Below are 25,168 nucleotides of genomic sequence, written 5' to 3' on the forward strand. Positions count from 1 at the left end.
AGGTTCACCCCCCAGACCGATGTGTCATGAATGTCCGAATTCCATCATGGAGACATGACCGCGACGACCTTCACCCTCGTGACCACCGTGACCCGCCCCCGGGTCCGCCCCCTCGACACCGCCTTGCGCGCGATACGCGCCTTCGGCGGCGCGGCGGCCGGCGTCGTCCTCCTGGGCGACTACGGCCCGCCGGAGGCCGGCGTCAGGAACCCGCGTCCTGAGTACGCGCCCGGCCCCGACTGAGTACCCGTACGCCTGGTGCCCGCCCCGTACCCCTGATGTGATCAGGACATGACGACGAGGAGCACCGACACCGACACCGGCACCGGCACCGACACCGGCACCGACACCGGCACCGGCACCGGCACCCACGCCCGGAGCACCCTGAACCTGCGCCTCACCGCCGGGGCAGGCCTGGCGCTCCTCCTCGCCTGTCTGGTGTTCACCTTCATGATCACTCTCGGCGACGCCATCGAGGGCGACGGCTCGAGCGGCATCTTCATCACGGCAGGCTTCTGGGCCCTGGCCCTCGGGGCCGCCGCGGGCGTGGCGGCCCTGATCGTGCCCCGCCGCGGCCTCGTCGTCGCCCAGTACTGCCTGGCGTTCGCGGGCCCCTTCCTCGCGCTGATGGACTGAGCCCCGCCCGGCCGCCCTACGGCGCGAGCAGCTCGTCCGCGTCGACGATCCGGTACGCGTACCCCTGCTCGGCGAGGAACCGCTGCCGGTGGGCGGCGAAGTCCTGGTCGATGGTGTCGCGGGCGACCACCGAGTAGAAGTGCGCCTGGTGGCCGTCGGACTTCGGCCGGAGCACCCGGCCGAGGCGCTGTGCCTCCTCCTGGCGGGAGCCGAAGGTGCCGGAGACCTGGATGGCGACCGTCGCCTCGGGCAGGTCGATGGAGAAGTTCGCGACCTTCGACACGACGAGCACGCTGATCTCGCCGGTCCGGAAGGCGTCGAAGAGCTTCTCGCGCTGGGCGTTCGGGGTCTCGCCCTTGATGACGGGCGCGTCCAGGTGCTCGCCGAGCTCGTCGAGCTGGTCGATGTACTGCCCGATGACGAGGATCTGCTGCCCCTCGAACTTCTTCACGAGGGCCTCGGTCACCTTCCGCTTCGTCGCGGTCGTGGCGCAGAAGCGGTACTTCTCCTCGGCCTCGGCGGTGGCGTAGGCGAGCCGCTCGGAGTCGGTCAGGTTCACCCGGACCTCGACGCAGTCGGCGGGCGCGATGTAGCCCTGCGCCTCGATCTCCTTCCAGGGCGCGTCGAACCGCTTGGGCCCGATGAGCGAGAACACGTCGGACTCGCGGCCGTCCTCGCGGACGAGGGTGGCGGTGAGCCCGAGGCGGCGGCGTGCCTGCAGATCGGCGGTGAACTTGAAGACGGGCGCGGGAAGCAGGTGCACCTCGTCGTAGACGATCAGCCCCCAGTCGCGGGAGTCGAACAGCTCCAGGTGGGGGTAGATCCCCTTCCGCTTCGTGGTGAGCACCTGGTACGTGGCGATGGTGACCGGCCGGATCTCCTTCTTCGTACCGCTGTACTCGCCGATCTCGTCCTCGGTGAGCGAGGTCCGCTTGACCAGCTCGTGCTTCCACTGGCGGGCGGACACGGTGTTGGTGACGAGAATGAGCGTGGTCGCCTTGGCCTGCGCCATGGCACCGGCCCCGACCAGCGTCTTTCCGGCACCACAGGGCAGGACGACGACCCCGGACCCGCCGTGCCAGAAGCCCTCCACAGCCTGCTTCTGATACGGCCGCAGGGCCCAGCCGTCCTCGGCGAGGTCGATCCGGTGGGCCTCGCCGTCGACGTACCCGGCGAGGTCCTCGGCGGGCCACCCCAGCTTCAGCAGCGTCTGCTTGATCTGACCGCGCTCGGAGGGGTGCACGACGACGGTGTCGGGGTCGATCCGCTCCCCGACGAGCGGCTGCACCTTCCGCGACCGCAGGATCTCCTCGAGCACGGGCCGGTCGGTGCTGGTCAGCACGAGCCCGTGCGTCGGATGCTTGGACAGCGTGAGGCGCCCGTAGCGGGCCATGGTCTCGGCGATGTCGACGAGCAGCGCGTGCGGCACGGGATAGCGCGAGTACTCGACGAGCGCGTCGACGACCTGCTCGGCGTCGTGGCCGGCGGCCCGCGCGTTCCACAGCCCGAGCGGCGTCAGCCGGTACGTGTGAATGTGCTCGGGCGCCCGCTCCAGCTCGGCGAACGGCGCGATGGCCCGCCGACAGGCATCGGCGAGCTCGTGGTCGACCTCCAGGAGCAGCGTCTTGTCACTCTGGACGATAAGAGGTCCATTCACGTGATCAGGTCCTTCCGACACCGTGCCGTTCCCGTAACGGCCAATCCTCCAGTGTGCCTGACCGGGGTGAATGCTGCGAAGGCCCACGGCGCGGACGCCGGACGCGTCCGTCAGACCTGGTCGTCCGCCAGCTCCGCCACGCCCGTGATCCGGTGCAGCGGATAGGTGCGGACCTCGTCCGCCGTGTGGTCGTAGGCCGTCACGAAGCCGCCCTCCACCCGCACCGGGGCGATCACCCGCTGGCTCGCCCCGCCCTCCGCGTTCACATAGCCGATCCAGACCGCCGAGCCCGTCATCGCCGCCGCCTGGACCGTCGCCAGGGTCTCCGCCGCCGACGTGCGCGGCAGGCCGCCCGCCGCCGCCGGGGCCGCCGCCGGTTCCTTGCGGACCGCCGTCGCCGCCCGGTCGCCCGCGCGGATCGCCTTGACCGCCGCGCCGAGCAGCGTCGTGTCGGGCGCCGGCGGGCCGTCCGGCACCGGCACCGGGGCCCTACGCGCGCCCGTGCGGTACGCGTCCGCCCGCGTGATCAGGACATCGCCCGTCGTCGACTCGGCCGCCGGCGCGTACCCCATCGACCGCAGCCCGTCGAGCAGCGACGCGGGATCCGTCTGCGCCGCGAGCACCGTCGGCGCGAGGCGCCGCAGGCCGAGCGACGACGAGCGGCGGTCCGCCAGGATCTCGCCCAGCACCGTGTCGTCGTCGCAGCGCACGTACGCCGACGCCGCCCCGACCCGCAGATGGCCGTGGCGTCTCGCCACGTCGTCGATCAGATACGCGAGCGGCTGCGGCACCGGCGTCCGGGAATGCGCCTTGAGGAACTCGTGCAGGTCGGTGGCGGTCTGCCCGGAGTCGAGCGCACGCCGTACGGACCCGGGCGTGAACCGGTAGACCGTCGCGCCACCCTTCGACTCCACGTCCGCGAGCACCGCCAGCGCGTCCGCGAGCGGCCGCCGCAGCGGCCCCGGCGCCACCGCCGTCAGGTCCGCCTGCAGAAGGACGTGATCGACGGCCTCCGGCAGGAGCGGGGCCAGGAGCGTCGCCGCCCGGTCCGCCGCCACCGACAGTTCCACGCCCCCGCCCAGCGCCCCGGCGGACGCCGCCTCCGCCAGCGGAAGGTTCAGCAGCGCCCGGGCCGGACCCGACAGGGCACCCCGCCCCGTGAGCCCGAGGAGCTCCGCCTCCGCCAGCGCCCAGCGGGCCAGCTGCGACCGCAGGTCGCCGCCCCCCTCCGCGGCGGACGCGCCCCGCAGCGGCCGCTCCCACCGCAGCCGAGCGAACAGCGACTCCGGCTCCGCCGACGAACCCGGCGGCAGCGTCGCGAGCAGCCCGAGCACCCGGTGCCGGACCTCCGGCGCGGGCGACCGGTCCAGATCCGGGCCGAGCACCGACAGCGTCCGGCCCTTCGTGTCCTGACCGCCGACCAGACCCGACGTACGGGTCGCCGTCAGCCACGGCGTGACGAGCAGCGCCCAGCGCTCCGCCGGCGGCAGATCGAGCCAGTCGTCGTACGCCGGCGTCGGCGCGTACCGCTCGTCCGCCTCACCGTCCGACGCGAGCAGCCCCGCCCCGTAACAGAGCTCCAGCCAGAACGCCGCCGTCTCCTCCGAGACGTCGAGCGCCGCCGCCGTCCGCTTGAGATCCCGTACGGACAGACCGCCCGCCCGCAGCACCTGCGGCCCGCCCCGGTCCCAGGACTTCAGCAGCTCCTCGACCGTCGCGAGCGCCAGCTGCGCCTGCCCGGCCGCCGCGCTGTCCACCACCTGCGGGCGGTACTCCCGCAGCACCCTCGGCACCGGTGCCACCGGCTCCGGCGCCCGGTGCGCCCGCCCGCCCCGCAGATGCAGCGCCACCTCACGCGGCAGCACCATCGTCCGCGGCGACACCGGAAGCAGCAGGCCGTGGTCGCGCAGCCACTGCACCGGCGCCGCCGGCTTCGCCGTCACCTCGCCGTACGGCGGACCCCACACCAGCCGGTCCAGGACGGACAACGCGTCCGGCGACGCCGTGTCCAGCAGCGCCCCCATCCGGTCCCGGTCCGTGAACAGCTCCGTCAGCGCCGCCACCGCCGACACCGGATCGTGCGTCGCCGGCAGCCCCGCCGCCGCGATGATCTCCTGCACCCGGCCCGGTGACATCCCCGACGTCGCCTCGGCCACCGTCGGCCCGAGACCCGTCGGCGACGGATGCTGCGCCGACGGCGCGAGCAACTCCCGCGCCGTCCGCACCAGCCGCAGCCGGTCGTCCTCGCCCCACACCAGCGCCTGCTCGCGCAGCAGCGCCACCGCACCCGGCAGCGCCGCCTCGATCTCCGCGTCACCCTCGTCGCCGGTGAGCAGTCCCAGGAGGACGGGGTACGGCGTCGGGTCCTGAGCCACCGCGAGCGCTTCGGCCGTCTGGAGGGCGAACCGGTCGAGCCGCTCCAGGGCCCGCACCACCGAGCCCCGCGTCCCGGCGCGCGTCGCCAGCTGCGTCAGATCGTTCGGCACGGGACTCAGCAGATCGGGCCGGGCCCGCAACAGCGCGGCGAGCCCCTCGTCGCCCCGCGCGCGCAGCGCCTCCGCGAGTGTGCGGGGCGCCGCGGCGGCGCCAGTTACCTCGGGCACGTGCGCCTCCCGGTCGAGCTCACCGATCCCCATCCGGACCACGTTAGCCGCTGCGCAGGCGCTAACGTCGGGCCGTACCGGGCGAACCGGCCGTGGAGGGGCACCGTGGGGATCGAGAGCGACCAGTTGGTCTACGACTATCTGAGCCGGGTCGGCGATCTGGCCCAGCAGCGCCAGCTGCCGGCGAGCGACCGGATGCGGCTGGTGTCCACCCTCCGCAACGAGATCGACCGCCGCCGTGCCACGCACGGCGAGGAGAGTCCGGCGGCGATACGGGGCATCCTCGGCGCGCTGGGAACCCCGGACGAGGTGGTGGAACGGGCGGAGGGCCCGGGCGCGCCGCAGCCGCCGTCGACGCCCGCACCGACAGCGGCGAAGAAGCCTGTGGGCAAGCCGGTGAGCAAGCCCGTGCCGAAGCCTCGCGCGGGGGAGCGGGAGGGCAAGCGCGAGGGGAAGCGCCTCGGGTGGGTGCCGGGCAGCCGCCGGTCACGCGAGGGAGCGGCCCCGGCGGCGGTGCCGAAGCCGGCCCCGGCCCCGGACGCCACGGTCACCGGCACCACCGACGCCCTGGGCCTCGCCGGAGACGGTGCCGGAGCCGGTGCCGACACGGACTGGTGGCAGGTCGACGCCGCCGACGGCCTCCCCGGCTTCGTGGGCGGCGTCGAGCGACCGGACCTCTTCGAGGAACCCGTCGCGGAAGACGACGCGGACGCGTACGACGACGAGAACCGGGCGGGCGCCGCGGACGAACCGGACCCGTCCCCCGGCAAGCGCCGCCGCCTCGCCCGTATCCTCCGCCGCAGGCGGTCGGCCCCCGAGGCCGAGCCGGACGCGGACGTGGACATGGGGCCCGCGGCGGCGCCGGTCTCCCGGCTCCGCCTCGCCAGCCCCTTCGTCCTGCTCGCCGCGCTCCTCCTGCTCGGCGGCGCGCTCTTCGGCTCCCTCGTCGCCCTGGCCGCGGGCTGGCTCATCGCGTACGCCTCCCGCCGGCTGACCCCCGGCGAGGTGAAGGGCGCCGTCCTGGTGATCCCGGGCCTGGCCGCCGCGTCGGGCATGGCCTGGCTGTGGGGCCGCGTCGAGGGCCGCTGGGGCGAGCCGGTGGCCGCGGGGGGCGAGGCGATGGGCGCGGCGATCTCGGAGACCTGGCCGTGGGTCCTCCGGGGCGCGGCGGTCGCGTCGGCGCTGTTCCTGCTGTGGAGGGCCCGGAGGCACTGACCGGGGGGCGCAGCTCACAGGCGGCACCGACCGGGCGGGCTCAGGCGGCACCGACCGGGCGGGCTCAGGCGGCACCGACCGGGCGGGCTCAGGCGGCACCGACCGGGCGGGCTCAGCTCACCCCGCGGGAACCTCGGCACCGTCATCCAGACCCGCGTCCGCATCGGCATCCGCATGCCACGGCGCCCCCGGCACCACCAGCGGCGACCCCGTCACCGGGTCCGGGACCACGACCGACGCGAGCCCGAAGACGTCCCGTACGAGCTCCTCCGTCACGATCTCCCCCGGCGGCCCCTCCGCCACCACCCGGCCCGCCTTCATGGCGATCAGGTGGTCGGCGTACCGGGCCGCCTGGTTCAGGTCGTGGAGGACGAGGACGACCGTGCGGCCGCGCAGCCGGTTGAGGCGGCGGACCAGGTCGAGGACCTCCACCTGGTGGGAGATGTCCAGGTAGGTGGTGGGCTCGTCGAGGAGCAGCAGGTCCGTCTCCTGGGCGAGGGCCATCGCGATCCACACCCGCTGCCGCTGCCCGCCCGACAGCTCGTCCACCGAGCGGTCGGCGAGCGCGGCCACGTCCGTGCGGTCCATCGCCTCGACGACCGCCCGCTCGTCCTCCTCCGACCACTGCTTCCACCAGGCCTGGTGCGGCTGGCGGCCGCGTGAGACCAGGTCGGCGACGGTGATCGCCTCCGGCGCGACCGGTGTCTGCGGGAGCAGCCCGATCGAGCGGGCGATCCGCTTCGTCGGGAGCTTCGCCAGCTCCTCCCCGTCGAGGAGGACCGCGCCGCCCGCCGGCTTCAGGAGCCGGCCGAGCGCCCGCAGGGTGGTCGACTTGCCGCAGGCGTTGGGGCCGACGATCACGGTCACCCTGCCGTCGGGGATCGCCAGGTCGAGCTCGTGGACGACGGTGCGGTCCTCGTAGGCGAGCGTCAGCTCGCGCGCGGTCAGCCTGCTCACGCCTTGCCTCCTGCGGATGCTGCGGTACGGCTCCGGACGATGAGCCAGATCAGGTACGGGGCGCCGACGGCCGCCGTGAGGACGCCCACCGGAAGTTCGATCGGCGACAGGAGCCGCCGGCCGAGCAGGTCGGCGAGGACGACGACCGCGGCTCCGGTCAGCGCCGAGGCGAGCAGCGGGATCTGCGCGGTACGGGTCATCCGGCGGGCGATCTGCGGCGCGAGCAGCGCCACGAAGTCGACCGGGCCCGCGACGCCCGTCGCCACGGACGCGAGCACGACCCCCACCGCGACGAGCCCGAGCCGGACCCGCCCGAGCCGTACGCCGAGCGCCGTCGCCGTGTCGTCGTCGAGGGACACGGTCCGCTGCGCGCGGGCCGCCCACAGCACGGCGGGCAGCATGAGCAGCAGCGTCCAGCGGATCGGCGCGGACTCGTCCCAGCCGCGCCCGTTGAGCGAGCCGGTCATCCAGATCTGGGCCTGCTGGGCGACGAGGAAGTCGCCCTTGGTCATGAAGAGGGTGGTGAGCGACCGCAGCGCGATCGCGAACCCGATGCCGATGAGGACGAACCGCGTCGCGTGCAGCCCGCCGCGCCACGCGAACACGTACACGAGCGCCGCGGCGACGACACCGCCGGCGATCGAGAGGTACGGCAGCACGGTGTACGAGGTGAGCCCGAAGGTCATCGCGGCGACGGTGACCGCCCCCGCGCCCTGGCTGATGCCGATGATGTCGGGGCTGGCCAGCGGGTTGCGGGCCACGGTCTGGATCAGCGCGCCCGCCACCCCGAACGCGGCGCCGACGGCGAGGGCGACGACGAGCCGCGGCTCCCGCAGCTCCGCCACGACGAACGTCGAGGGCGACGGCTGCCCGAGGAGGATCCGTACGACCTCGGACGGGGCGACGAACCGCTCACCGACGCAGAGGTACGCGACGGAGGACGCGGCCAGGAGCAGCAGCAGGCCCACGGTGACGAGCGCGGACCGCCGGTGCACGAGGAACGAGGCGCGCCCGGCGCGCACGAGCCCGTACCCGGCGGGCCGGAGCGTGCCCTTCGGGGGCCGGACGGGGGAGAGGGCGCTCACGCGGCCACCGCCTTCCGCCGGACGAGCGTCACCAGGAACGGCACCCCGATCAGCGCCGTCATCACCCCGGCCGGCACCTCGCCCGGCGGGAACACGATCCGCCCGGCGACGTCCGCGACGAGCAGCATCACGGGTCCGATGACCGCGGCCATCGGCAGCACCCACCGGTGGTCGGAGCCGACGACGGCCCGCGCGATGTGCGGGACGGCGAGGCCGACGAAGGCGACCGGCCCGGCGGCCGCCACGCCCGCCCCGGTGAGGACGGTCGCGCCGATCCCGCCGACGATCCGCACGGTCGCGACCCGCTGCCCGAGCCCCTTGGCGACGTCCTCGCCGAGCGCGAGCGCGTCGAGCCCGCGCGCCACGGAGACGACGAGGACCGCGCCGAGCAGCAGGAAGGGCCAGATCTGGCCGACGATCTGGGCGTCGCGCCCGTCGAGTGAGCCGATCTGCCAGAACCGGAACTCGTCGAGCGCGGAGGCCTTGGTGGTGAGGACGCCGGTGGTGACGGAGAGCAGCAGCGCGTTGATCGCGGCCCCGCCGAGCGCCAGCTTCACCGGCGTCGCCCCGCCGCGCCCGCTGGACGCGATGGCGTGGACGGCGACCGCGGCGAGCGCGGCGCCGGCGAAGGCGAACCACACGTACCCGGTGAGCGAGTGCACCCCGAAGAAGGCGATCGCGAGGACGACGCCGACCGAGGAGCCCTGGCTGATGCCGAGGATGCCGGGGTCGGCGATCGGGTTGCGGGTGATGCCCTGGAGGGCCGTACCGGCGAGCGCGAGCGCCGCGCCGACCATCAGGCCGATCAGGGTCCTGGGCACCCGGAGCTGCCGTACGACCTCGGCGTCGGGACTCGTCCCGCCGTGCAGCAGGGCGTCGAAGACGGTGGACGGGGCGATGGCCCGGGCACCGACGGCGAGGCTCAGGAGCACGGCGAGGAGCAGGGCGACGAGAGCCGCCGAGGTCGCGAGGACCCGTCTGGAACGGAGAGCGGCTGGCATCAGGACCCATCGGGTGGTGCGGGGATCGGGCGGTGCGGGTTCGGTAAGGCTTGGCTCAGTGTAAGCAGCAGCCATATTCGAACACCCGAGCCGTAGGTCCCCCGGAAGGGTCCCCGAGAATGGCGGTATGACGACCTCCACGGACAACGCCCCCGCCCCGCTCACCGTCGGCTTCGACCTCGACCTGACGCTGATCGACACCCGCCCCGGCATCAAGGCCGCCTGGGAGGCGTTCTCGGCCGAGTCCGGCGTCCCCGTCGACGCGGACCTCGTCGTCAACCGCCTCGGCCCGCCCCTGGAGCACGAGATGGCCCACTGGGTCCCCGCGGACCAGGTCACGGAGATGGTGGCCCGCTACCGCGCGCTCTACCCGGCGTACGCGATCGAGCCCTCGGCGCCGATGCCCGGCGCGCGGGACGCGATCAAGGCCGTACGCGAAGCGGGCGGCCGCACCATCGTCGTCACCGCGAAGAACGGCCCGCACGCGGCGCTGCACCTCGCGCACCTCGGCATCGAGCCGGACGCCCTCGTCGGCGGCCTGTGGGCCGAGGGCAAGGCCGAGGCCCTGCGCGCCCACGGCGCCCAGGTGTACGTCGGCGACCACATCGGCGACGTCCGCGGCGCCGCCACGGCCGGCGCCCTCTCGGTGGCCGTCGCCACCGGGCCCTGCGCCCCCGAGGAACTGAAGGAGGCCGGCGCCGACGTCGTCCTCACGGACCTGACGGATTTCCGCGCCTGGTGGGAGGGGTACCTGGCCTGAGCGGGGGCGCTATCCGGCCTGAGCCGGCGAGGCCGCGCCCTCCCGCGCCTGCCGCCGCTGAGCCGCGATCGAGCGCAGCACCCCGGCGGCGGCGACGGCGAATCCGACCCCCATGAGCATGGAGACGGTGTACGCGACCGTGGGGAACGGGTCCGTCCCCAGGAACAGCGGAGCCACGGTGACCAGCGTCGCCACCGCGCCGATGGCGAAGAGGATGACACCGGCCTTGACGAGGCCGTCACCCGGAGCGCTGTCGTTCGCCTGTGCGGCAGGGGTTTCATCACGCATCCGGCCAGGGTAGTTCCCAGGCCGAAGGAACACATCGGCGACGTCTTGTCACGGGCCTCCGGACCATTAGCCTGGTCCCGGCGGGTCGGTCGACCCGCTGTTTGCTATCCCCCGACGAGTACGAGGACGAGGACAGACGTGCCTACCGGCAAGGTCAAATGGTTCAACAGCGAGAAGGGCTTCGGCTTTCTCTCCCGCGACGACGGCGGCGACGTCTTCGTCCACTCGTCGGTGCTCCCTGCCGGAGTCGACGCACTGAAGCCGGGGCAGCGGGTCGAGTTCGGGGTCGTCGCAGGCCAGCGCGGCGACCAGGCACTGTCCGTCACGATCCTCGACCCGACGCCGTCCGTCGCCGCGGCGCAGCGCCGTAAGCCCGACGAACTGGCGTCCATCGTGCAGGACCTGACGACGCTCCTGGAGAACATCACGCCGATGCTGGAGCGCGGCCGCTACCCCGACAAGACACAGGGCGCCAAGATCGCGGGCCTGCTGCGCGCGGTCGCGGACCAGCTGGACGTGTGAGTCCTCCCACCCGCTACGGGAAGGCGAGCGCGTCCGGGCCGAGGGGCGGTACGAGTCCCTCGGCCGCGGCGCGGGTGAGCAGCCCGCGGACCGCCGCGTACCCGTGCTCGCCGAGATCGGCCGTGAACTCGTTCACGTAGAGCCCGATGTGCTGGTCGGCGACCTTCGGGTCCATCTCCTGCGCGTGCTCCATGACGTACGGGCGGGAGACCGCCGGGTCGTCCCAGGCCATCCGCACCGACGTACGGGCCGCGTCGGCGAGCCGCCGCAGGGTCTCCGCACCGAGGGAGCGGCGGGCGACGATCGCGCCGAGCGGGATCGGCAGACCGGTCGTGGACTCCCAGTGCTCGCCCATGTCGGCGAGGCGGTGCAGCCCGTAGTCCTTGTACGTGAAGCGGGCCTCGTGGATGACGAGCCCGGCGTCGACCTTGCCGTCGCGCACGGCCGGCATGATCTCGTGGAACGGCATCACGACGACGTTCCCGACCCCGCCCGGCACCTTCTCCGCCGCCCAGAGCCGGAACAGCAGATACGCGGTGGAGCGCTCGCTCGGCACCGCCACCGTCTTCCCGGCGAGGTCCGCGCCGGTCGCGTCCTCCCGGGTGAGGACGAGCGGCCCGCAGCCCCGGCCGAGGGCGCCGCCGCAGGGCAGCAGCGCGTACTCGTCGAGGATCCAGGGCAGCACGGCGTACGACACCTTGAGGACGTCGTGGCCGTCGGTGCCGCTCTCGGCCCAGCCGTTGGTGATGTCGATGTCGGCGAAGGTGACGTCCAGCCGCGGGGCGTCCGGGACGCGGCCGTGGGCCCAGGCGTCGAAGACGAAGGTGTCGTTCGGGCAGGGCGAGTAGGCGATCTTCAGCTTGGTCACGACGGCTCCAGCTCCAGGAAGACGGTCTTGCTGAGCAGCTCGGACGTGTGCCGGAGCGCGTGCAGGGCCTCGCCGATGCGCCAGGCGGCGCGGTCGCGGGGGCCGACGGCGTTCGACACGGCCCGGATCTCGACCACGGGCACGCCGTACGCGCCGGCGGCCTCGGCCACACCGAAGCCCTCCATCGCCTCGGCCGCGGCCCCGGGATGGCGCCCGGCCAGCTCGGCGGCCCGTTCGGCGGTGCCGGTGACGGTGGAGACGGTGAGCACGGGCCCGACGGTGTGCGGCCGGCCGGCGGCGACCAGGGCGGCGGCGATCCGGCCGGTCAGGGCCTCCGGCACGGGACGGACGGACCGCCCGAAGCCGAGCTCGTCGACGCTGAGGTACCCGTCGGGGGTCTGGGCGCCGAGGTCGGCGGCGACGACGGCAGACGCGACGACAACGGAACCGAGGGGTGCGAGGGGCTGGAACCCGCCGGCGATCCCGGCGGAGACGACGAGGCCGTAGGGGGTGCCGGTGCCGGGTTCGGTGAGCGCCGCGTACGCGAGCGCGGTCCCGGTCGAGGCGGCGACGGCGGCGGGTCCGACCCCGCCGACGAGGACGTCGACCAGGAGGCGACCGTCCGGCGCGTCCGTGTGCCGGCGCAGGACGAGACCCCCCGGCAGCGGGAGCAGCTCGGGGGCGCCGAGGCCGAGGCCGGCGGAGACGGAGTCCGCCTCCGCCGCAACGGCCGTCACGATCAGGATCCGGTGGACCACCGGAGGATCAGGATTCCTTCTTCAGCTGGAAGTGCCAGACACCGGTCAGCTTCTTGCCGGTGTTCTCGACGATGGTCACCTGGGTGTTGTCGGTGGCCTCACCGGTCTGGCTGGAGAAGAAGGCGCTGGCCGGAATGGTCCGGTACGTCTTCTTGTACGGCTCGGGCTCGGCCTGCTGGCCGCCGAGGAAGATGGTCCAGCCGTTGTCCGCGATCTCGGGGTCGACCCCGAAGCGGATCTTGTCGTCCATCGCCACGGTGATGGACTTCTCGGCCTTCTTGTTGAGGCACTGCTGGATCTGCGACTCCTTGATGGCTTCGCCGTCGTTGTAGCAGGCGGCCTCGGAGTGGATCGAGTCGGACCCGACCGTCACGGTCGCGATCGGAGTCGGCTTGTCGCAGGCGGAGAGAACGAGGAGCCCGGCGGAGACGGCCCCGAGGGCGACGGCGGCCCGGCGGCGCGAGCCGGAGAAGAACGCAACGGTCATGAGCCGAAGGCTATCGGGCCGCCGCGCCCGCGCCACGCGGGGGTACGGCGTGCCGCTCTCCGGTACCGGAACGAGGGGCGGCAGGTGAGAGGGATTCCTACGCCACCCGGGCCTTCGACCGCCCCTTCGGTCCCGGCCGCCGCCGGGCCGCCGCGAGCAGGCCCCGTACGGAGAGCAGCGCGCCCGTGGCCAGGATTCCGGCCGCTACGGCCATGCCCAGGGTCCCGTTCAGAGGCAGGGCGATGCCGATCCCGCCGCCCACCACCCACGCCATCTGCAGCGCCGTCTCGGAACGCGCGAACGCCGACGTCCGTACGACTTCCGGCACGTCCCGCTGGATCAGCGCGTCCAGGGACAGTTTCGACAGGGCCTGGGTGAGGCCCGCGACCGCGCCCAGGACGGCCACCATGAGCCCGCCGAAGAAGATCGCCGTACAGATCGCCGTGGTGCAGACCACGCTGATCATGGTGGCGATGATCACCTCGGGCCCGTGCCCGCGGTCCCGCAGGAGCGAGCCCATCGCCGTACCGCACGCGTTGCCCACGCCCGCCGCCACACCCACGATCCCCAGCGACACGGCGGCGCTCTGCCCCGACAGCGGATGCTCGCGCAGCAGGAACGCCAGGAAGAAGATCAGGAAACCCGACAGCATCCGCTGCGCCGCGTTCGCCTCCAGGCCATGCAGGACCGACGGCCCCACCGTCCGCAGGCTCGGCTTCCGCTCGCCGTGCGTGAGCAGATGCGCCCGCCGCTCACCCTTCGCCGAGTCCACCTTGGGCGGCATCCGCAGCGCCCAGAACGCCCCGAGCAGAAACAGCGCGCACGCGCCGTACAGCGGATAGCGGGGCCCGAGCACCTGGAGCCCGGCGCCGATGGGTGCGGCGATGCCGGTCGCGAGCAGCCCGGCCAGGGTGACCCGGGAGTTCGCCTTCACCAGCGAGAAGTTCGGTGGCAGGAGCCGGGGCACGACGGCACTGCGCACCACCCCGTACGCCTTCGAGGCCACCAGGACCCCGAGCGCCGCCGGATACAGCTCGACGCCGCCGGTGACGACCGCCCCCGACATCATGATCGCGAGGACCGCCCGGGTCAGCATCGCGCCGGCCATCGCGGCCCGTCGCCCGTGCGGGATGCGGTCGAGGAGCGGACCGATCACCGGGGCGAGCAGGGTGAACGGGGCCATGGTGACGGCGAGGTACAGGGCGACGCGGCCGCGTGCCTCGTCGGTGGGGACGGAGAAGAAGACGGTGGAGGCGAGGGCGACGGTGATCATGACGTCACCGGCGCCGTTCACCGCGTGCAGCTCGATCAGTTTCCCGAGCCCCGACTCGCCCGCGCCATGGGCGTGGGTGGCCTTGCGGATGCCCTTCGCCGTCCCCGTGAACGGCAGGTGCAGGGCGCGCCCGACCTTCCGGCCCGCTCGGCGGAGCGGCCCGGCATGATCTTCGGATCGTGCGGGGGACCGTGCGGCTGCCACTCCGTCATAGTGCCCCACCGGCGCGCCGGACGAACCGTGGCGCGGCGGTGGACGGCGACTTCGGCCGATGTCATCGGCCGAAGTCGCCGGGGGCCGAAGAGGGCCGGCAGGGTGCGCGGGCCGCTTTCGAACCCTCCCGTTCACCTCCGCGACGGCGCTCCGAGCGCTCCCCGGGCGTCCGCGATCCGGGCCACTTGGGGCGCGCAGGTGGGCTGAGGCCCGCGAACGGGGTAGCGTGCGTAGCGCGTCACCGGCGGAAGCTCTCGGCCGCGCGCCTCTTCGGCATCCCGCAGAATGGATGGCGATAGGTGTGCCCGAGACACGCGAGACAAGTCGGGTGCGCGGACGTCGATGCGGCCCACAGGTCCGCTCCGCCCGCCGCCCGTGGCTTCGCTCCCGCCCCTCGGCCGGCGCACCCGTGAGACGGCGTAGGAGAGAAGCGAGACCTGTGAGTGCTGCGACGACGCGAAGCGGTACCCCGCGTACCCCGCGAGCCACGCGTATCCCCGACCGCCTGTGCGCCGAGGCCGTAGACCTTGCGCGGGAGGCCGCCGAGGAGGCGGCCTTCCCCGGAATCGTCGGCGCCCACGTCGAGGTGATCGCCGAGGGTGACCGGGTCGTCACCCACTACTTCGAGTCCAAGGAACCCGGCTACCGGGGCTGGCGCTGGGCGGTGACGGTCACCCGCGCCTCCCGCGCCAAGAACGTCACCCTTGACGAAACCGTCCTGCTGCCCGGCTCCGACGCGCTCCTCGCCCCAGAGTGGGTGCCGTGGAGCGAGCGGCTGCGGCCCGGCGACATGGGCCCCGGCGACCTCCTGCCGACCGAGGCGGACGACCTGCGCCTGGAGCCCGGCTACTCGGGCGAGGACGCGCCGCCGCCGAACTCCGTGGTGTCGGAGGAGCTGGCGGACCACCTCGACGTCGAGGACGCCGAGATCGTCGCCCGTACCCCCTCGCGGGGCGCGATCGCCGCGGTCGCCGAGGAGCTCGGCATGCGCCGGGCCAGGGTCCTCTCCCGGTACGGGCTCCACCTGGCCGCGGACCGCTGGGAGGAGTCCTTCGGCGCCCGCACGCCGATGGCCCAGGCCGCTCCGGCCACCTGCGAGACCTGCGCCTTCCTGGTGCCGCTCGCGGGCTCCCTGAAGCAGACGTTCGGCATCTGCGCCAACGAGTTCTCCCCGGCGGACGGGCGGGTCGTGTCCCTCTCGTACGGCTGCGGGGGCCACTCGGAGGCCGCGATCATGCCGAAGCCGCCGCGGCCGGCGCCGCCGGTGCTCGACTCGATGGGCGCGGACGCGTTCCCCCTCCGCCCGGCGAAGGACTCCGGCTCGACGACGGAACCAGACGCGACATCGGAAGACCTGGGCCACTCGTAACCCCGGGTCCACGCCGACCGGGCCCGGAGGTTTTCGCGGGGGCCCGCACCCGGCCGGGCCCCGCGCCCGGACCTGCCCCCAGCCGGGCGATGCCCACCCCGCCCACCCCGTTGTGGGCAACTGTTCCGCTGGGGCGTGGGGCCCCCAGACTCCGTCCGGGGGGACCCCCACGCCCCAGCAGGACGATTGCCCACACGGCGGTGGCCGGCGGGCAGCGGCGCCGCCCCGTGAGGGGGGCGGGCGTCGCCCCGGGAGGGCGCGTGCCGCCCCGGTGGGACGAAGGCCCACGACAGGGCGGCCCCGGCGCGGTGGGACGAAGGCCCACGACAGGGCGGCCCCGGCGCGGGGGAAAGGCACCGCCTCGGGGGCCGTGGGCCCACAGCGAGGGGCGGAGCCCCCAGGGCGCCGTGCCGGCCCCGCCCCCACCGACGCACCCTGGACACGACGCACACGCCCCCACACGCCCCCACCCCCAACCGCGCCCCGGCAAAAGCCCCGCCCCCGAGCGCGGTACCTTCGGGCCCCAGGTCCGAGGGCTCACGCCCCCGGCCCGGGTCCCGCACCATCACCGCCCCGCAGAGTGGAGTCAGACGTGAGCGTCAGCGTCCGGACGACGACCGACGGAACCGATCCCTTCGGCACCGCACGGCTGCGGCGGGGTGTGCTCGACGCCTGGGGCGCGTCCCCCGCCCGGTTCCGGGAGGACGCCAACGCCGAGGAGGACCTCGCCCTCGGCGGCTACCGCGACCGCCTCGTCGTCGAACTCGCCCAGAACGCCGCCGACGCCGCCCACCGCGCCGGCGTCCCCGGCCGCCTCAGGCTCACCCTGCACCCCGCGGACCACGAGGGCCCCGCCCTCCTCGCCGCCGCCAACACCGGCGCCCCGCTGGACGCCACCGGCGTCGAGTCCCTGTCGACCCTCCGCGCCTCCGCCAAGCGCGAACAGGCCCACGGCGCGGTCGGCCGCTTCGGCGTCGGATTCGCCGCCGTCCTCGCCGTCACCGACGAGCCCGCCGTCCTCGGCCGCCACGGCGGCGTCCGCTGGTCCCTCGCCGAGGCCCGCGAACTCGCCGCCGACTCCGCCCGGTACAGCCCCGGCCTCGGCGACGAACTGCGCCGCCGCGACGGCCACGTACCCCTCCTCCGGCTCCCGCTGCCCGCCGAGGGCACCGCCCCCGACGGCTACGACACCGTCGTCGTCCTCCCGCTCCGCGACACCGCCGCCCGCGACCTCGCCGAGCGGCTCCTCGCCTCCGTCGACGACGCGCTCCTCCTCACCCTTCCGGGGCTCGCGGAGATCGTCGTGGAGACCCCGGAAGGAGTACGGACGCTGCGCCGCTCCGAGGACGACGGATACGTGCAGATCGCCGACTCCGCCACCGGCACCCACCGCTGGCGGACCGTCTCCCACGGCGGCCCCCTCGACGCCGAACTCCTCAAGGACCGCCCGGTCGAGGAGCGCCTGCGCCCCCACTGGTCCGTCACCTGGGCCGTACCCGTGGACCCGGAGGGAGCCCCGCGCCACCCCTGTACGACCCCGGTCGTGCACGCCCCCACGCCCACCGACGAACCCCTCGGCATCCCCGCTCTCCTCATCGCCTCCCTGCCCCTGGACACCGCGCGGCGGCACCCGGCGCCCGGTCGGCTCACCGACTTCCTGGTGCAGCGCGCGGCCGACGCGTACGCCGAACTCCTCGCCGAGTGGCAGCCGGTGACGACCGCCACGCTCGACCTCGTCCCCGGCCCGCTCGGCAAGGGCCCCCTCGACGGGGCCCTGCGCGAGGCGATCCTGGACCGACTGCCGAGGGTCGCGTTCCTGGCGCCCGCCGCCCCGACCGAGGAACTCCCCGCACTCCGCCCGATCGAGGCCGAGGTCGCGGAGGGAGCGGGCGCCGACACGGTCGAGGTCCTCGCCGAGGTGTTCCCGACCCTGCTGCCCGCCGGCCTGGAGCGCCGCCCGGAGCTCCGGACCCTCGGCGTCGGCCGCGTACCCCTGACCGAGGCGATCGACCGCCTCGCCGGGGTGGACCGCGCCCCCACGTGGTGGTGGCGTCTGTACGACTCCCTCGCCGGCGTCGACCCGGACCGTCTGTCGGGCCTCCCGGTCCCGCTGGCGGAAGGCGCCGAGGGCGCCCGGATCCGTACGGCCATCGGCCCCCGCCAGGTCCTCCTGCCCCAGGACAGGACCCCCGCCGAGCTGACCCGGCTCGGGCTGAAGGTCGCCCACCCCGAGGCCGCCCACCCGCTCCTGGAGAAGCTGGGCGCCCTGCCCGCCACGCCCCGCGCGGTCCTGACGACCCCGCAGGTCCGGGCGGCGGTCGCGGCCTCCCTCGACGCGGGCGAGATCTGGGACGAGGACGCCGACACCCTGGACGCCGACGAACTCGTCGAGACCGTCCTCGCCCTGGTCCGGGACGCGGAACTCGAACCGGGCGAGGAGCCCTGGCTGGGCGCGCTGGCGCTGCCCGACGAGGACGGCGAACTCTCCCCGGCGGGCGAGCTGGTGATGCCGGGCTCGGCGTTCGCCGCCGTCATGCGCGAGGACGAACTGGCCTACGTCGACACCGAACTGGCCGCCCGCTGGGGCGAACAGCCCCTCGCCGCCTGTGGAGTGCTCGCCACCTTCGCCCTGGTCCGCGCCACCGACCTCCTCCTCGACCCGGACGAGGTCGAGCCGCGCGAGGGCGACTACCCGGAGCCGGACGACGCGGGGCTCCTGGACGCGGTCGACGTGTGGTGCGAGGACGTCCTGGACCGGCTGCCGGAGACGCCGGTGCCGCCGGTGGCGACGGAGATCGTGGCCGTACGGGACCTGGACCTGGTCGACGACGACGCCTGGCCGCAGGCGCTGGCCCTGCTTGCGCAGCCCCCGCTCCGCGACGCCCTCACCCAGCCCGTACGGATCCTCCTGCCGGACGGCACGACGGAGACGGTCCGCTCGTACACGGCGTGGTGGCTCCGCGACCACCCGGTCCTGGACGGCCGCCGCCCGGCGGGCCTCCGCGCGGAGGGCTCGGACCCCCTCCTCTCCGGCCTGTACGACTCCGCCGACGCGACCGGCTTCGAGGACGAGCAGGTCCTGAGGGCGCTGGGCGTCCGCACGTCGGTGGCGGCGCTGCTCGACGAGCCGGGCGGGGCGGCGGAACTCCTGACGCGCCTCGCGGACCCCTCGCGCGAGGTCACGGACGCCCAGCTCCACGCGCTGTACACGGCGCTCGCGGACCTGGACCCGGAGCAGGTGACGCTCCCGGACGAGCTGCGCGCGGTGGTGGACGGCGAGGTGGTCGTCGTGGACGCGGCGGAGGCGATGGTGGCGGACGCCCCGGACCTCCTGCCGCTGGCGGGCGGAGTGCCCCTCCTCCCGGTGTCACCGGCGCGGGCGGCGGACCTGGCGGAGCTGTTCCAGGTGAGGCGGCTGAGCGAGGCGGTGGAGGCGGAGGTGGCGACGGTGGGCGAGGAGCACGAGGTCCCGGAATCGGTCCGCACCCTCCTGGGCCCGACGACCCCCACGACGTACGTCGAACACGAGGAACTCCGGGCGGCGGACACGGAACTCGACTGGCGCCGCACGTCGGACGGCGTCGTCCACGCCTCGACCCTGGAGGGCGTGGCGGCGGGCCTTGCCTGGTCGGCGGGCCAGTGGCCGCGCCGCTTCGAGGTCGCGGCCCTGCTGGAGGACCCGTCGAGGACGGCGGAACTGGCGAGGGACCGCTGGTTCGACTGAGCGGACGCGCGGCTCCGGGGCGGGCCGAGCGGAGGACGGGCTCGGAGGCGGACGGGACTGGCGAGGTCCAGGGGGTGGGCCGGCCCGGCGAGTCCCGGGTGCGGCCGCCGAAAGGGCGCCCGGCCCGGCACTTCAGGCCGGGCGCCCTTTCGTCGGGCGGGCGCGTCAGGACGCGGAGGCGCTGTTCGCCGTGGGCGTGCCGGCCAGGATCGTCTCCTCCACCGCTTCGTACCGCATGCGCTGGTCAGCCGGGTCACGTTCGTAGAGCACCGTGCCGAGCCAGCCCGCGAGGAAGCCCAGCGGGGCCGAGAGGATGCCCGACGTGGTGAACGGGAACCAGTTGAAGTCCTGGTCCGGGAAGATCGCCTGGGGCGACCCGGACACCAGGTTGCTGCCGGTCATGAGGATGAACGCGGAAGCGCTGCCCACGATGAGGGTGCCGAGCAGTCCCGTACGGGAGTAGCGGCGCCAGAAGAGGCTGTAGATGAGGGCCGGTGCGACCGCGGACGCGCCGATACAGAACGACAGGGTGAGCAGCGCCTGAAGGTTCAGATGCCGTGCGCCGGCGGCGATCGCGATCGCCACGAGCCCGACGCCCGCCGCGGCGACCCGGGCGATGGCCATCTCCGCGGAGCCCTTCAGTCGCGCCTTGCGGCGCAGCCCGTGCGTGATGAGGTCGTGCGCCAGGGTGTTGGCGCAGGCGAGGGTGATCCCGGCGACCGAGGCCAGCAGGGTGAGGAAGATGGCTGTCGCCACGGCCGTGAACAGCAGTGTCTCGACGGTCGTCTGGTCCGTGCCCATGATGGCCTGGCTGACCATGAGGAACGCCGTCTTGCCCTGCGGGTCGCCGGCGACGATCCCCTGGTGGCCGACGATCGCCGCCGCGCCGAAGCCGATGACGGCGATCAGCAGACAGGTCACGACGACGGTCGACACGGCCCAGGACATCGAGCGCCGCACGGCTGCCGCGCTGCGCGCGGTGAACATGCGCATGGTGATGTGCGGGAGCACCGCGGCGCCGAGCACGACCGTCAACTGAGTGCTGATCATGTCGAGTTCGTCGCCGCCGAACTGCAGGCCGGAGGCGAGATAGGCGTCTCCCGCTCCGCTGCCGCGCTTGGCGGCCTCCAGCAGGGACGGCAGGCTGAAGTCGAAGCGGTGGAGGATGAGCGCGGCGATCGCGAGGGACGCGCCGAGCAGGGCGACGGTCTTGACGATCTGGATGAAGGCGGTGCCCTTCATGCCGCCGATCGCCGCGTACGCGATCATCAGCAGGCCCAGGAACACGATCGCCCCGGTCTTGAAGCCGTCGGAGTCGAAGCCGAGGACGACGGAGAGGAGATCGCCGGCGCCCGCGAGCTGGAAGATCACCAGCGGCAGCAGCGCGGTCAGGGTGACCGCGGCCGTGGCGATCCGCACGGCGGGGCCGGGGAGACGCCGGGTGAGGACGTCGCCGATCGTGAACCGGCCGGCGTTGCGCAGCGGTTCGGAGAGCAGGAACATCATCAGGACCAGCGAGAGCACGGTGCTCAGGGCGAGCGTGACGCCGTCGTAGCCGACGAGCGCGATGATCCCGATGGTGCCGAGCACGGTGCCGGCGGAGATGTAGTCGCCGGCGATGGCGAGGCCGCTCTGCACGGGGGACAGCGAGCGGTAACCGGTGTAGAAGTCGCCCAGGTCGTCACGGTCGGGGCCGGTCATCACGCACAGCAGCAGCGTGACGGTGATGACCGCGATGAACGCGATCAGCGACATGGTCTGGGCCTCGGAGCTGAAGCTGGTCATGCGCGCGCACCTCCGGTGGGCCGCTCCCACACGGGACGTCCGGAGCGGCTCTGGCGTTCCGGCCGGGGCGCGGCTGCCGCGGCCGCCTGCTCGGCGCGTTCGCGGATCGCCGTGGCGAGCGGGTCGACGCGGTTGCGTGCGATCCGCTCGTACAGCGCGATCGCGGCCAGCGCCACGGGCAGCTGGAGGAGCCCCAGGACCAGACCGGTGGTGAGACCACCGGTGAGGGTGCTGGTCATCATCGAGGGGGCGTAGCCGGACAGGAAAAGGAAGAGGACGAAGTAGCCGAGCGCGGTGAAGGTGGCGACGCGGCGGAGCCTGCGGTAGGCCGATCCGAGCCGGTGCAGGTCATCACGGTCGTCGGTGGCGGCGGGCGGTCGCGGGGACGCGTCCCAGGGCTGCTGAGGGGAGTCCCAGCCCTGAGGTGAGGAGTCCCAGCCCTGCGGGGAGGAGTCCCACGCCCGCGGGGGCGAGTCCCAGGATGCCTGTGGATCGGTGTCCCAGGACGGCGATCCACCCTCCCAGGACTGCGACGCCGCCTCTTGGCGGTGCCGCCCGGCATTCCGGTGCTGGGGTACGGGCGGTGGGCCGGGGAATGGCTGGTGGTACGACATCGATCTTGCTCCTTGCCGCCCCGGGGACCGGGCGGGTGGCGCTGATGGTCCGCGTACGTTACTCATGGGTACGGGCTCTGCGTAAGGGGGTTCCGACCGCTCGGTATGTCGGTTCGGTGACGATCCTGTGCGCGTGGCGACGAATCGGCGCTAATCCCCGTTGTGGATCTTTCCGCAGGTCACGGGCGAGTCTCGGGCCCCCCGTGGAGCCGGGCGGGCCACGCGGCACGACCACCCCGGCGAATGCGCCGAGCGAGCCGACGGCGCGGCCGAGCGGGTGGTCCGGATTCGGGAGTCTCGGGTGCGGCCGCCCTCTTTCCGAGTGCGGCGGCCTCCACCACCGCGTCGGGGGCGCTCCTTCGCCGCGCCCCGGCTGCCGTCCTGCCGCCTGACCCCTGCGGCTAGGCCGGGAACCTCCGGTCCACCCATCGCCATGCGACCTCAAGCAGCAGGCCGCCCGCCGCCGCGATGAAGACGGCCGCCCACGGCATCGTCGTGCCCACCAGCTTCAGGGCGAAGAAGTCCTGGAGCCAGGGGACGACGAGGACCAGGAGGAACGCGCCTCCCATCGTGGCCACCAGGGTGAGGCGCCACCAGGTGTACGGGCGGGCGATGATCGCCAGGACCCACATCGAGACCAGGAACAGGGTCAGGGTGGCCGCGCTCGTCTCCGCCTCCAGGGCGCCCGCGCCGCTGTAGTGGTGGCGGGCCAGGAGGTACGTCGTGAACGTGGCCGCCGCCGCGATGACGCCGCCCGGGATCGCGTACCGCATCACCCGGCGTACGAAGTTCGGCCTGGCCCGTTCCTTGTTGGGGGCGAGGGCCAGGAAGAAGGCCGGGACGCCGATCGTCAGGGTGGAGAGGAGCGTCAGGTGGCGGGGGAGGAAGGGGTACTCCACCTGCGAGCAGACCACCAGGACCGCCAGGAGGACGGAGTAGACCGTCTTCGTCAGGAAGAGGGTGGCCACCCGGGTGATGTTGCCGATCACCCTGCGGCCCTCCGCCACCACCGACGGGAGTGTCGCGAAGCTGTTGTTCAGCAGGACGATCTGGGCCACCGCCCGCGTCGCCTCCGAGCCGGAGCCCATCGAGACGCCGATGTCCGCGTCCTTCAGGGCCAGGACGTCGTTCACGCCGTCGCCCGTCATCGCGACCGTGTGTCCGTGGGACTGGAGCGCCGCCACCATGTCCCGCTTCTGCTGCGGGGTGACCCGACCGAAGACGGCGTTCTCGTCGAGGACCTTCGCCATCTCCTCGCGGTCGGTGGGGAGCGTGCGTGCGTCCACGGTGTTCGCCGCGCCCGGCATGTCGAGCTTTCCGGCCACCGCTCCGACCGAGACCGCGTTGTCGCCGGAGATGACCTTCGTCGCGACGTTCTGGTCGGCGAAGTACGCGAGCGTCTCAGCGGCGTCCGGGCGCAGTCGCTGTTCCAGGACGACCAGGGCCGTCGGTCGGGCGCCCTTCGCGACCTCGGGGGAGTCGAGCTCGTTCGCCGTCCGTGCCAGGAGCAGGACCCGCAGGCCCTGTTCGTTGAGGTGGTCGATCTCCGTCAGGGTCGGGTCCCCGGCCGGCAGGAGGACGTCGGGGGCGCCCAGCAGCCAGGTCGAGTTCTCGCCGTTGCCCTCGCTGAAGGCCGCCCCGCTGTACTTCCGCGCGGACGAGAACGGCAGCGCCTCCGTGCACCGCCACTCCACCGTGTCGGGGTAGGCGTCGATGATGGCCTGGAGGGAGGCGTTCGGGTGGGGGTCCGATTCCCCCAGGGCGCCGAGGACCTTGCGTACGTACGTCCCGTCCGCGCCGTCGAGGGGGCGGAGCTCGGTGACGTCCATGCCGCCCTCGGTCAGCGTGCCCGTCTTGTCCAGGCACACGACGTCCACGCGCGCGAGGCCCTCGATCGCCGGCAGTTCCTGGACGAGGCACTGCTTGCGCCCGAGCCGTACGACTCCGATCGCGAAGGCGACCGAGGTGAGCAGGACGAGGCCCTCGGGGATCATCGGGACGATGCCGCCGACCGTACGGGCGACCGCGTCCTTGAAGTTGTTGTCCTTGACGACGAGCTGGCTGATGACGAGCCCGATCGCGGTCGGGATCATCATCCACGTCACGTACTTGAGGATCGTGGAGATGCCCGTACGCAGTTCGGAGTGGACGAGCGTGAAGCGGGAGGCCTCTTCGGCGAGCTGCGCCGCGTAGGCCTCGCGGCCGACCTTGGTGGCGGTGAACGCGCCGCCGCCGGCGACGACGAACGAGCCCGACATCATCCGGTCGCCGGGCTTCTTGACGACCGGGTCGGCCTCTCCGGTGAGCAGTGACTCGTCGATCTCCAGGCTGTCGGCCTCCGCCACCTCGCCGTCGACGACGACCTTGTCGCCGGGGCCGAGTTCGATGAGGTCGCCGAGGACGATCTCTGAGGTGGAGAGTTCGGCGGCGACGCCGTCGCGCCGGACGGTGGGTTTCGCCTCGCCGATGACGGCGAGTCCGTCGAGGGTCTTCTTGGCGCGGAGTTCCTGGATGATGCCGATGCCGGTGTTGGCGATGATCACGAAGCCGAAGAGGCTGTCCTGGATCGGCGCGACGAGGAGCATGATCACCCAGAGCACGCCGATGATCGCGTTGAAGCGGGTGAAGACGTTGGCGCGGACGATGTCCGTGGTCGAGCGGGAGCTCCGTACGGGGACGTCGTTGACCTCGCCGCGGGCGACGCGTTCGGCCACCTCGGCGGAGGTGAGCCCGGCGGGACGGTGGACGACGGGTGGCCCCACCGCCTCGGCCTCGGCGCCGTCCGTGTCGATCTTCGCCCGCTGAGTCATGTTTTCGACGGTACGACCGGAATCGACCGTTCACCTGCCGAGAAAGGCGAAGATCAGACCGGGGGAGGAGGGGAATGGTCCCCTGGCATTACGCGCCGGGGTGCGTCTCGGGACCCTGGGCCGACTCCGGCCCGGCGGAGGTTGCGGCAGTACCGGTTCCGGCTTCCGCCGCCCGCGCCGCCTCGTGCCGCTTGATCGCCGCGTCGCGCTTCCGTACGTACCAGATGCCGATCAGGCCGAGTCCGGCGCCGGCGAGGCAGGTCCACACCCACCAGGTCAGGTCCCGGTCGTCGAACCAGCCGTAGAACGGGACCTGGACGAGGAAGAGGACGAACCACAGGATCGTTCCGCCGGTGATGGTGGCGACGACGGGCCCTTCGAGGGGCTCGGGTGCCTCGTGCTTCGGTGTCCACTTCGCCATGGGGGTCAGTCTAGGTGGCGGGAAATCGTATCTACGCGCGGAGATAGACGCTCGCTCGTTCATGTGTTCATACTGAAACGGTTTGCCTCTGGCGGGTTTCCTTCGTATGAACCGCCAAACGG

The 25,168-nt window shown here is 73.4% G+C and carries 21 protein-coding genes; 7 read left to right on the plus strand and 14 right to left on the minus strand.

All coding sequences use genetic code 11. The annotated features are described in order from the left end of the window. The first annotated feature begins 54 nt into the window (after positions 1-54). Together ACIP8Z_RS17730 and ACIP8Z_RS17735 are read left to right on the plus strand one after the other, a co-directional pair. A complete protein-coding gene (locus ACIP8Z_RS17730; protein ID WP_055601050.1) occupies positions 55-243 on the plus strand; it encodes a hypothetical protein in 189 nt (62 codons plus the stop codon). A 48-nt stretch (positions 244-291) separates the two neighbouring features. Beyond that, positions 292-636 (plus strand): hypothetical protein, encoded by a 345-nt coding sequence (locus ACIP8Z_RS17735; RefSeq protein ID WP_402084300.1) that lies wholly within the window; start codon positions 292-294, stop codon positions 634-636. A 16-nt stretch (positions 637-652) separates the two neighbouring features. Here ACIP8Z_RS17735 and ACIP8Z_RS17740 read toward each other — a convergent pair whose 3' ends face one another. Both ACIP8Z_RS17740 and ACIP8Z_RS17745 read right to left on the minus strand, forming a co-directional pair. Beyond that, positions 653-2,293 carry a DNA repair helicase XPB gene (locus ACIP8Z_RS17740; protein ID WP_030322109.1) on the minus strand — a complete coding sequence of 547 codons (1,641 nt, stop codon included), beginning with the start codon at positions 2,291-2,293 and terminating at the stop codon, positions 653-655. Positions 2,294-2,403: 110 nt separating this feature from the next. Continuing rightward, entirely contained in the window at positions 2,404-4,929 is a 2,526-nt protein-coding gene (locus ACIP8Z_RS17745; RefSeq protein WP_402084303.1) for a helicase C-terminal domain-containing protein, read from the minus strand. A 72-nt stretch (positions 4,930-5,001) separates the two neighbouring features. Between ACIP8Z_RS17745 and ACIP8Z_RS17750 the strand changes: the two genes are divergently transcribed. Continuing rightward, complete coding sequence (locus tag ACIP8Z_RS17750; RefSeq protein WP_402084306.1) at positions 5,002-6,111, plus strand: hypothetical protein; 1,110 nt, start codon at positions 5,002-5,004, stop codon at positions 6,109-6,111. Positions 6,112-6,228: 117 nt separating this feature from the next. On the opposite strand, the gene ACIP8Z_RS17755 is transcribed toward ACIP8Z_RS17750, so the two are convergent. From ACIP8Z_RS17755 to ACIP8Z_RS17765, 3 genes are read right to left on the minus strand one after another with little or no spacing between them, the layout of a single operon-like run. Beyond that, positions 6,229-7,068, minus strand: a complete 840-nt coding sequence (locus ACIP8Z_RS17755) for an ABC transporter ATP-binding protein (protein WP_402084309.1) — start codon at positions 7,066-7,068, stop codon at positions 6,229-6,231. Then, positions 7,065-8,153, minus strand: coding sequence for a FecCD family ABC transporter permease (locus tag ACIP8Z_RS17760; RefSeq protein ID WP_402084310.1), 1,089 nt, complete (start codon positions 8,151-8,153; stop codon positions 7,065-7,067). The genes ACIP8Z_RS17755 and ACIP8Z_RS17760 overlap by 4 nt, the downstream gene beginning before the upstream one ends. Continuing rightward, complete coding sequence (locus tag ACIP8Z_RS17765; RefSeq protein WP_402084312.1) at positions 8,150-9,154, minus strand: FecCD family ABC transporter permease; 1,005 nt, start codon at positions 9,152-9,154, stop codon at positions 8,150-8,152. The genes ACIP8Z_RS17760 and ACIP8Z_RS17765 overlap by 4 nt, the downstream gene beginning before the upstream one ends. Positions 9,155-9,281: 127 nt before the next feature. On the opposite strand from ACIP8Z_RS17765, the gene ACIP8Z_RS17770 reads away from it, so the two are divergent. Continuing rightward, a complete protein-coding gene (locus ACIP8Z_RS17770; protein ID WP_402084315.1) occupies positions 9,282-9,914 on the plus strand; it encodes an HAD family hydrolase in 633 nt (210 codons plus the stop codon). Positions 9,915-9,923: 9 nt separating this feature from the next. Here ACIP8Z_RS17770 and ACIP8Z_RS17775 read toward each other — a convergent pair whose 3' ends face one another. Next, positions 9,924-10,202 carry a hypothetical protein gene (locus tag ACIP8Z_RS17775; RefSeq protein ID WP_402084317.1) on the minus strand — a complete coding sequence of 93 codons (279 nt, stop codon included), beginning with the start codon at positions 10,200-10,202 and terminating at the stop codon, positions 9,924-9,926. A gap of 138 nt (positions 10,203-10,340) precedes the next feature. On the opposite strand from ACIP8Z_RS17775, the gene ACIP8Z_RS17780 reads away from it, so the two are divergent. Beyond that, positions 10,341-10,724 carry a cold-shock protein gene (locus ACIP8Z_RS17780; protein ID WP_030322122.1) on the plus strand — a complete coding sequence of 128 codons (384 nt, stop codon included), beginning with the start codon at positions 10,341-10,343 and terminating at the stop codon, positions 10,722-10,724. A 13-nt stretch (positions 10,725-10,737) separates the two neighbouring features. On the opposite strand, the gene ACIP8Z_RS17785 is transcribed toward ACIP8Z_RS17780, so the two are convergent. From ACIP8Z_RS17785 to ACIP8Z_RS17800, 4 genes are all read right to left on the minus strand, one after another. Continuing rightward, positions 10,738-11,592 carry a 1,4-dihydroxy-6-naphthoate synthase gene (locus ACIP8Z_RS17785; protein WP_402084321.1) on the minus strand — a complete coding sequence of 285 codons (855 nt, stop codon included), beginning with the start codon at positions 11,590-11,592 and terminating at the stop codon, positions 10,738-10,740. Further along, positions 11,589-12,350, minus strand: coding sequence for a futalosine hydrolase (locus ACIP8Z_RS17790; protein ID WP_402084323.1), 762 nt, complete (start codon positions 12,348-12,350; stop codon positions 11,589-11,591). The genes ACIP8Z_RS17785 and ACIP8Z_RS17790 overlap by 4 nt, the downstream gene beginning before the upstream one ends. A gap of 7 nt (positions 12,351-12,357) precedes the next feature. Further along, a complete protein-coding gene (locus ACIP8Z_RS17795; protein WP_402084324.1) occupies positions 12,358-12,837 on the minus strand; it encodes a DUF2771 domain-containing protein in 480 nt (159 codons plus the stop codon). 97 nt (positions 12,838-12,934) lie between these two features. Beyond that, positions 12,935-14,314, minus strand: coding sequence for an MFS transporter (locus tag ACIP8Z_RS17800; RefSeq protein WP_402084327.1), 1,380 nt, complete (start codon positions 14,312-14,314; stop codon positions 12,935-12,937). A 448-nt stretch (positions 14,315-14,762) separates the two neighbouring features. On the opposite strand from ACIP8Z_RS17800, the gene ACIP8Z_RS17805 reads away from it, so the two are divergent. Then, positions 14,763-15,692, plus strand: a complete 930-nt coding sequence (locus ACIP8Z_RS17805; protein ID WP_402084329.1) for a DUF3027 domain-containing protein — start codon at positions 14,763-14,765, stop codon at positions 15,690-15,692. 580 nt (positions 15,693-16,272) lie between these two features. Further along, positions 16,273-19,416 (plus strand): sacsin N-terminal ATP-binding-like domain-containing protein, encoded by a 3,144-nt coding sequence (locus ACIP8Z_RS17810; RefSeq protein ID WP_402084332.1) that lies wholly within the window; start codon positions 16,273-16,275, stop codon positions 19,414-19,416. Positions 19,417-19,581: 165 nt separating this feature from the next. On the opposite strand, the gene ACIP8Z_RS17815 is transcribed toward ACIP8Z_RS17810, so the two are convergent. The 4 genes from ACIP8Z_RS17815 to ACIP8Z_RS17830 all read right to left on the minus strand — a co-directional run bounded on the left by ACIP8Z_RS17815 (position 19,582) and on the right by ACIP8Z_RS17830 (position 25,046). Beyond that, positions 19,582-21,201: a cation acetate symporter gene (locus ACIP8Z_RS17815; protein ID WP_402084334.1), complete on the minus strand. Its 1,620-nt coding sequence runs from the start codon at positions 21,199-21,201 to the stop codon at positions 19,582-19,584. After that, complete coding sequence (locus tag ACIP8Z_RS17820; protein WP_402084337.1) at positions 21,198-21,815, minus strand: DUF485 domain-containing protein; 618 nt, start codon at positions 21,813-21,815, stop codon at positions 21,198-21,200. The genes ACIP8Z_RS17815 and ACIP8Z_RS17820 overlap by 4 nt, the downstream gene beginning before the upstream one ends. Before the next feature lie 401 nt (positions 21,816-22,216). After that, positions 22,217-24,625 (minus strand): HAD-IC family P-type ATPase, encoded by a 2,409-nt coding sequence (locus tag ACIP8Z_RS17825; RefSeq protein WP_402084339.1) that lies wholly within the window; start codon positions 24,623-24,625, stop codon positions 22,217-22,219. A gap of 88 nt (positions 24,626-24,713) precedes the next feature. Then, a complete protein-coding gene (locus ACIP8Z_RS17830; protein ID WP_402084345.1) occupies positions 24,714-25,046 on the minus strand; it encodes a DUF2530 domain-containing protein in 333 nt (110 codons plus the stop codon). Positions 25,047-25,168 lie beyond the last annotated feature (122 nt).

It is taken from the genome of Streptomyces sp. NPDC088553 (assembly GCF_044752965.1).
Taxonomy (GTDB): domain Bacteria; phylum Actinomycetota; class Actinomycetes; order Streptomycetales; family Streptomycetaceae; genus Streptomyces.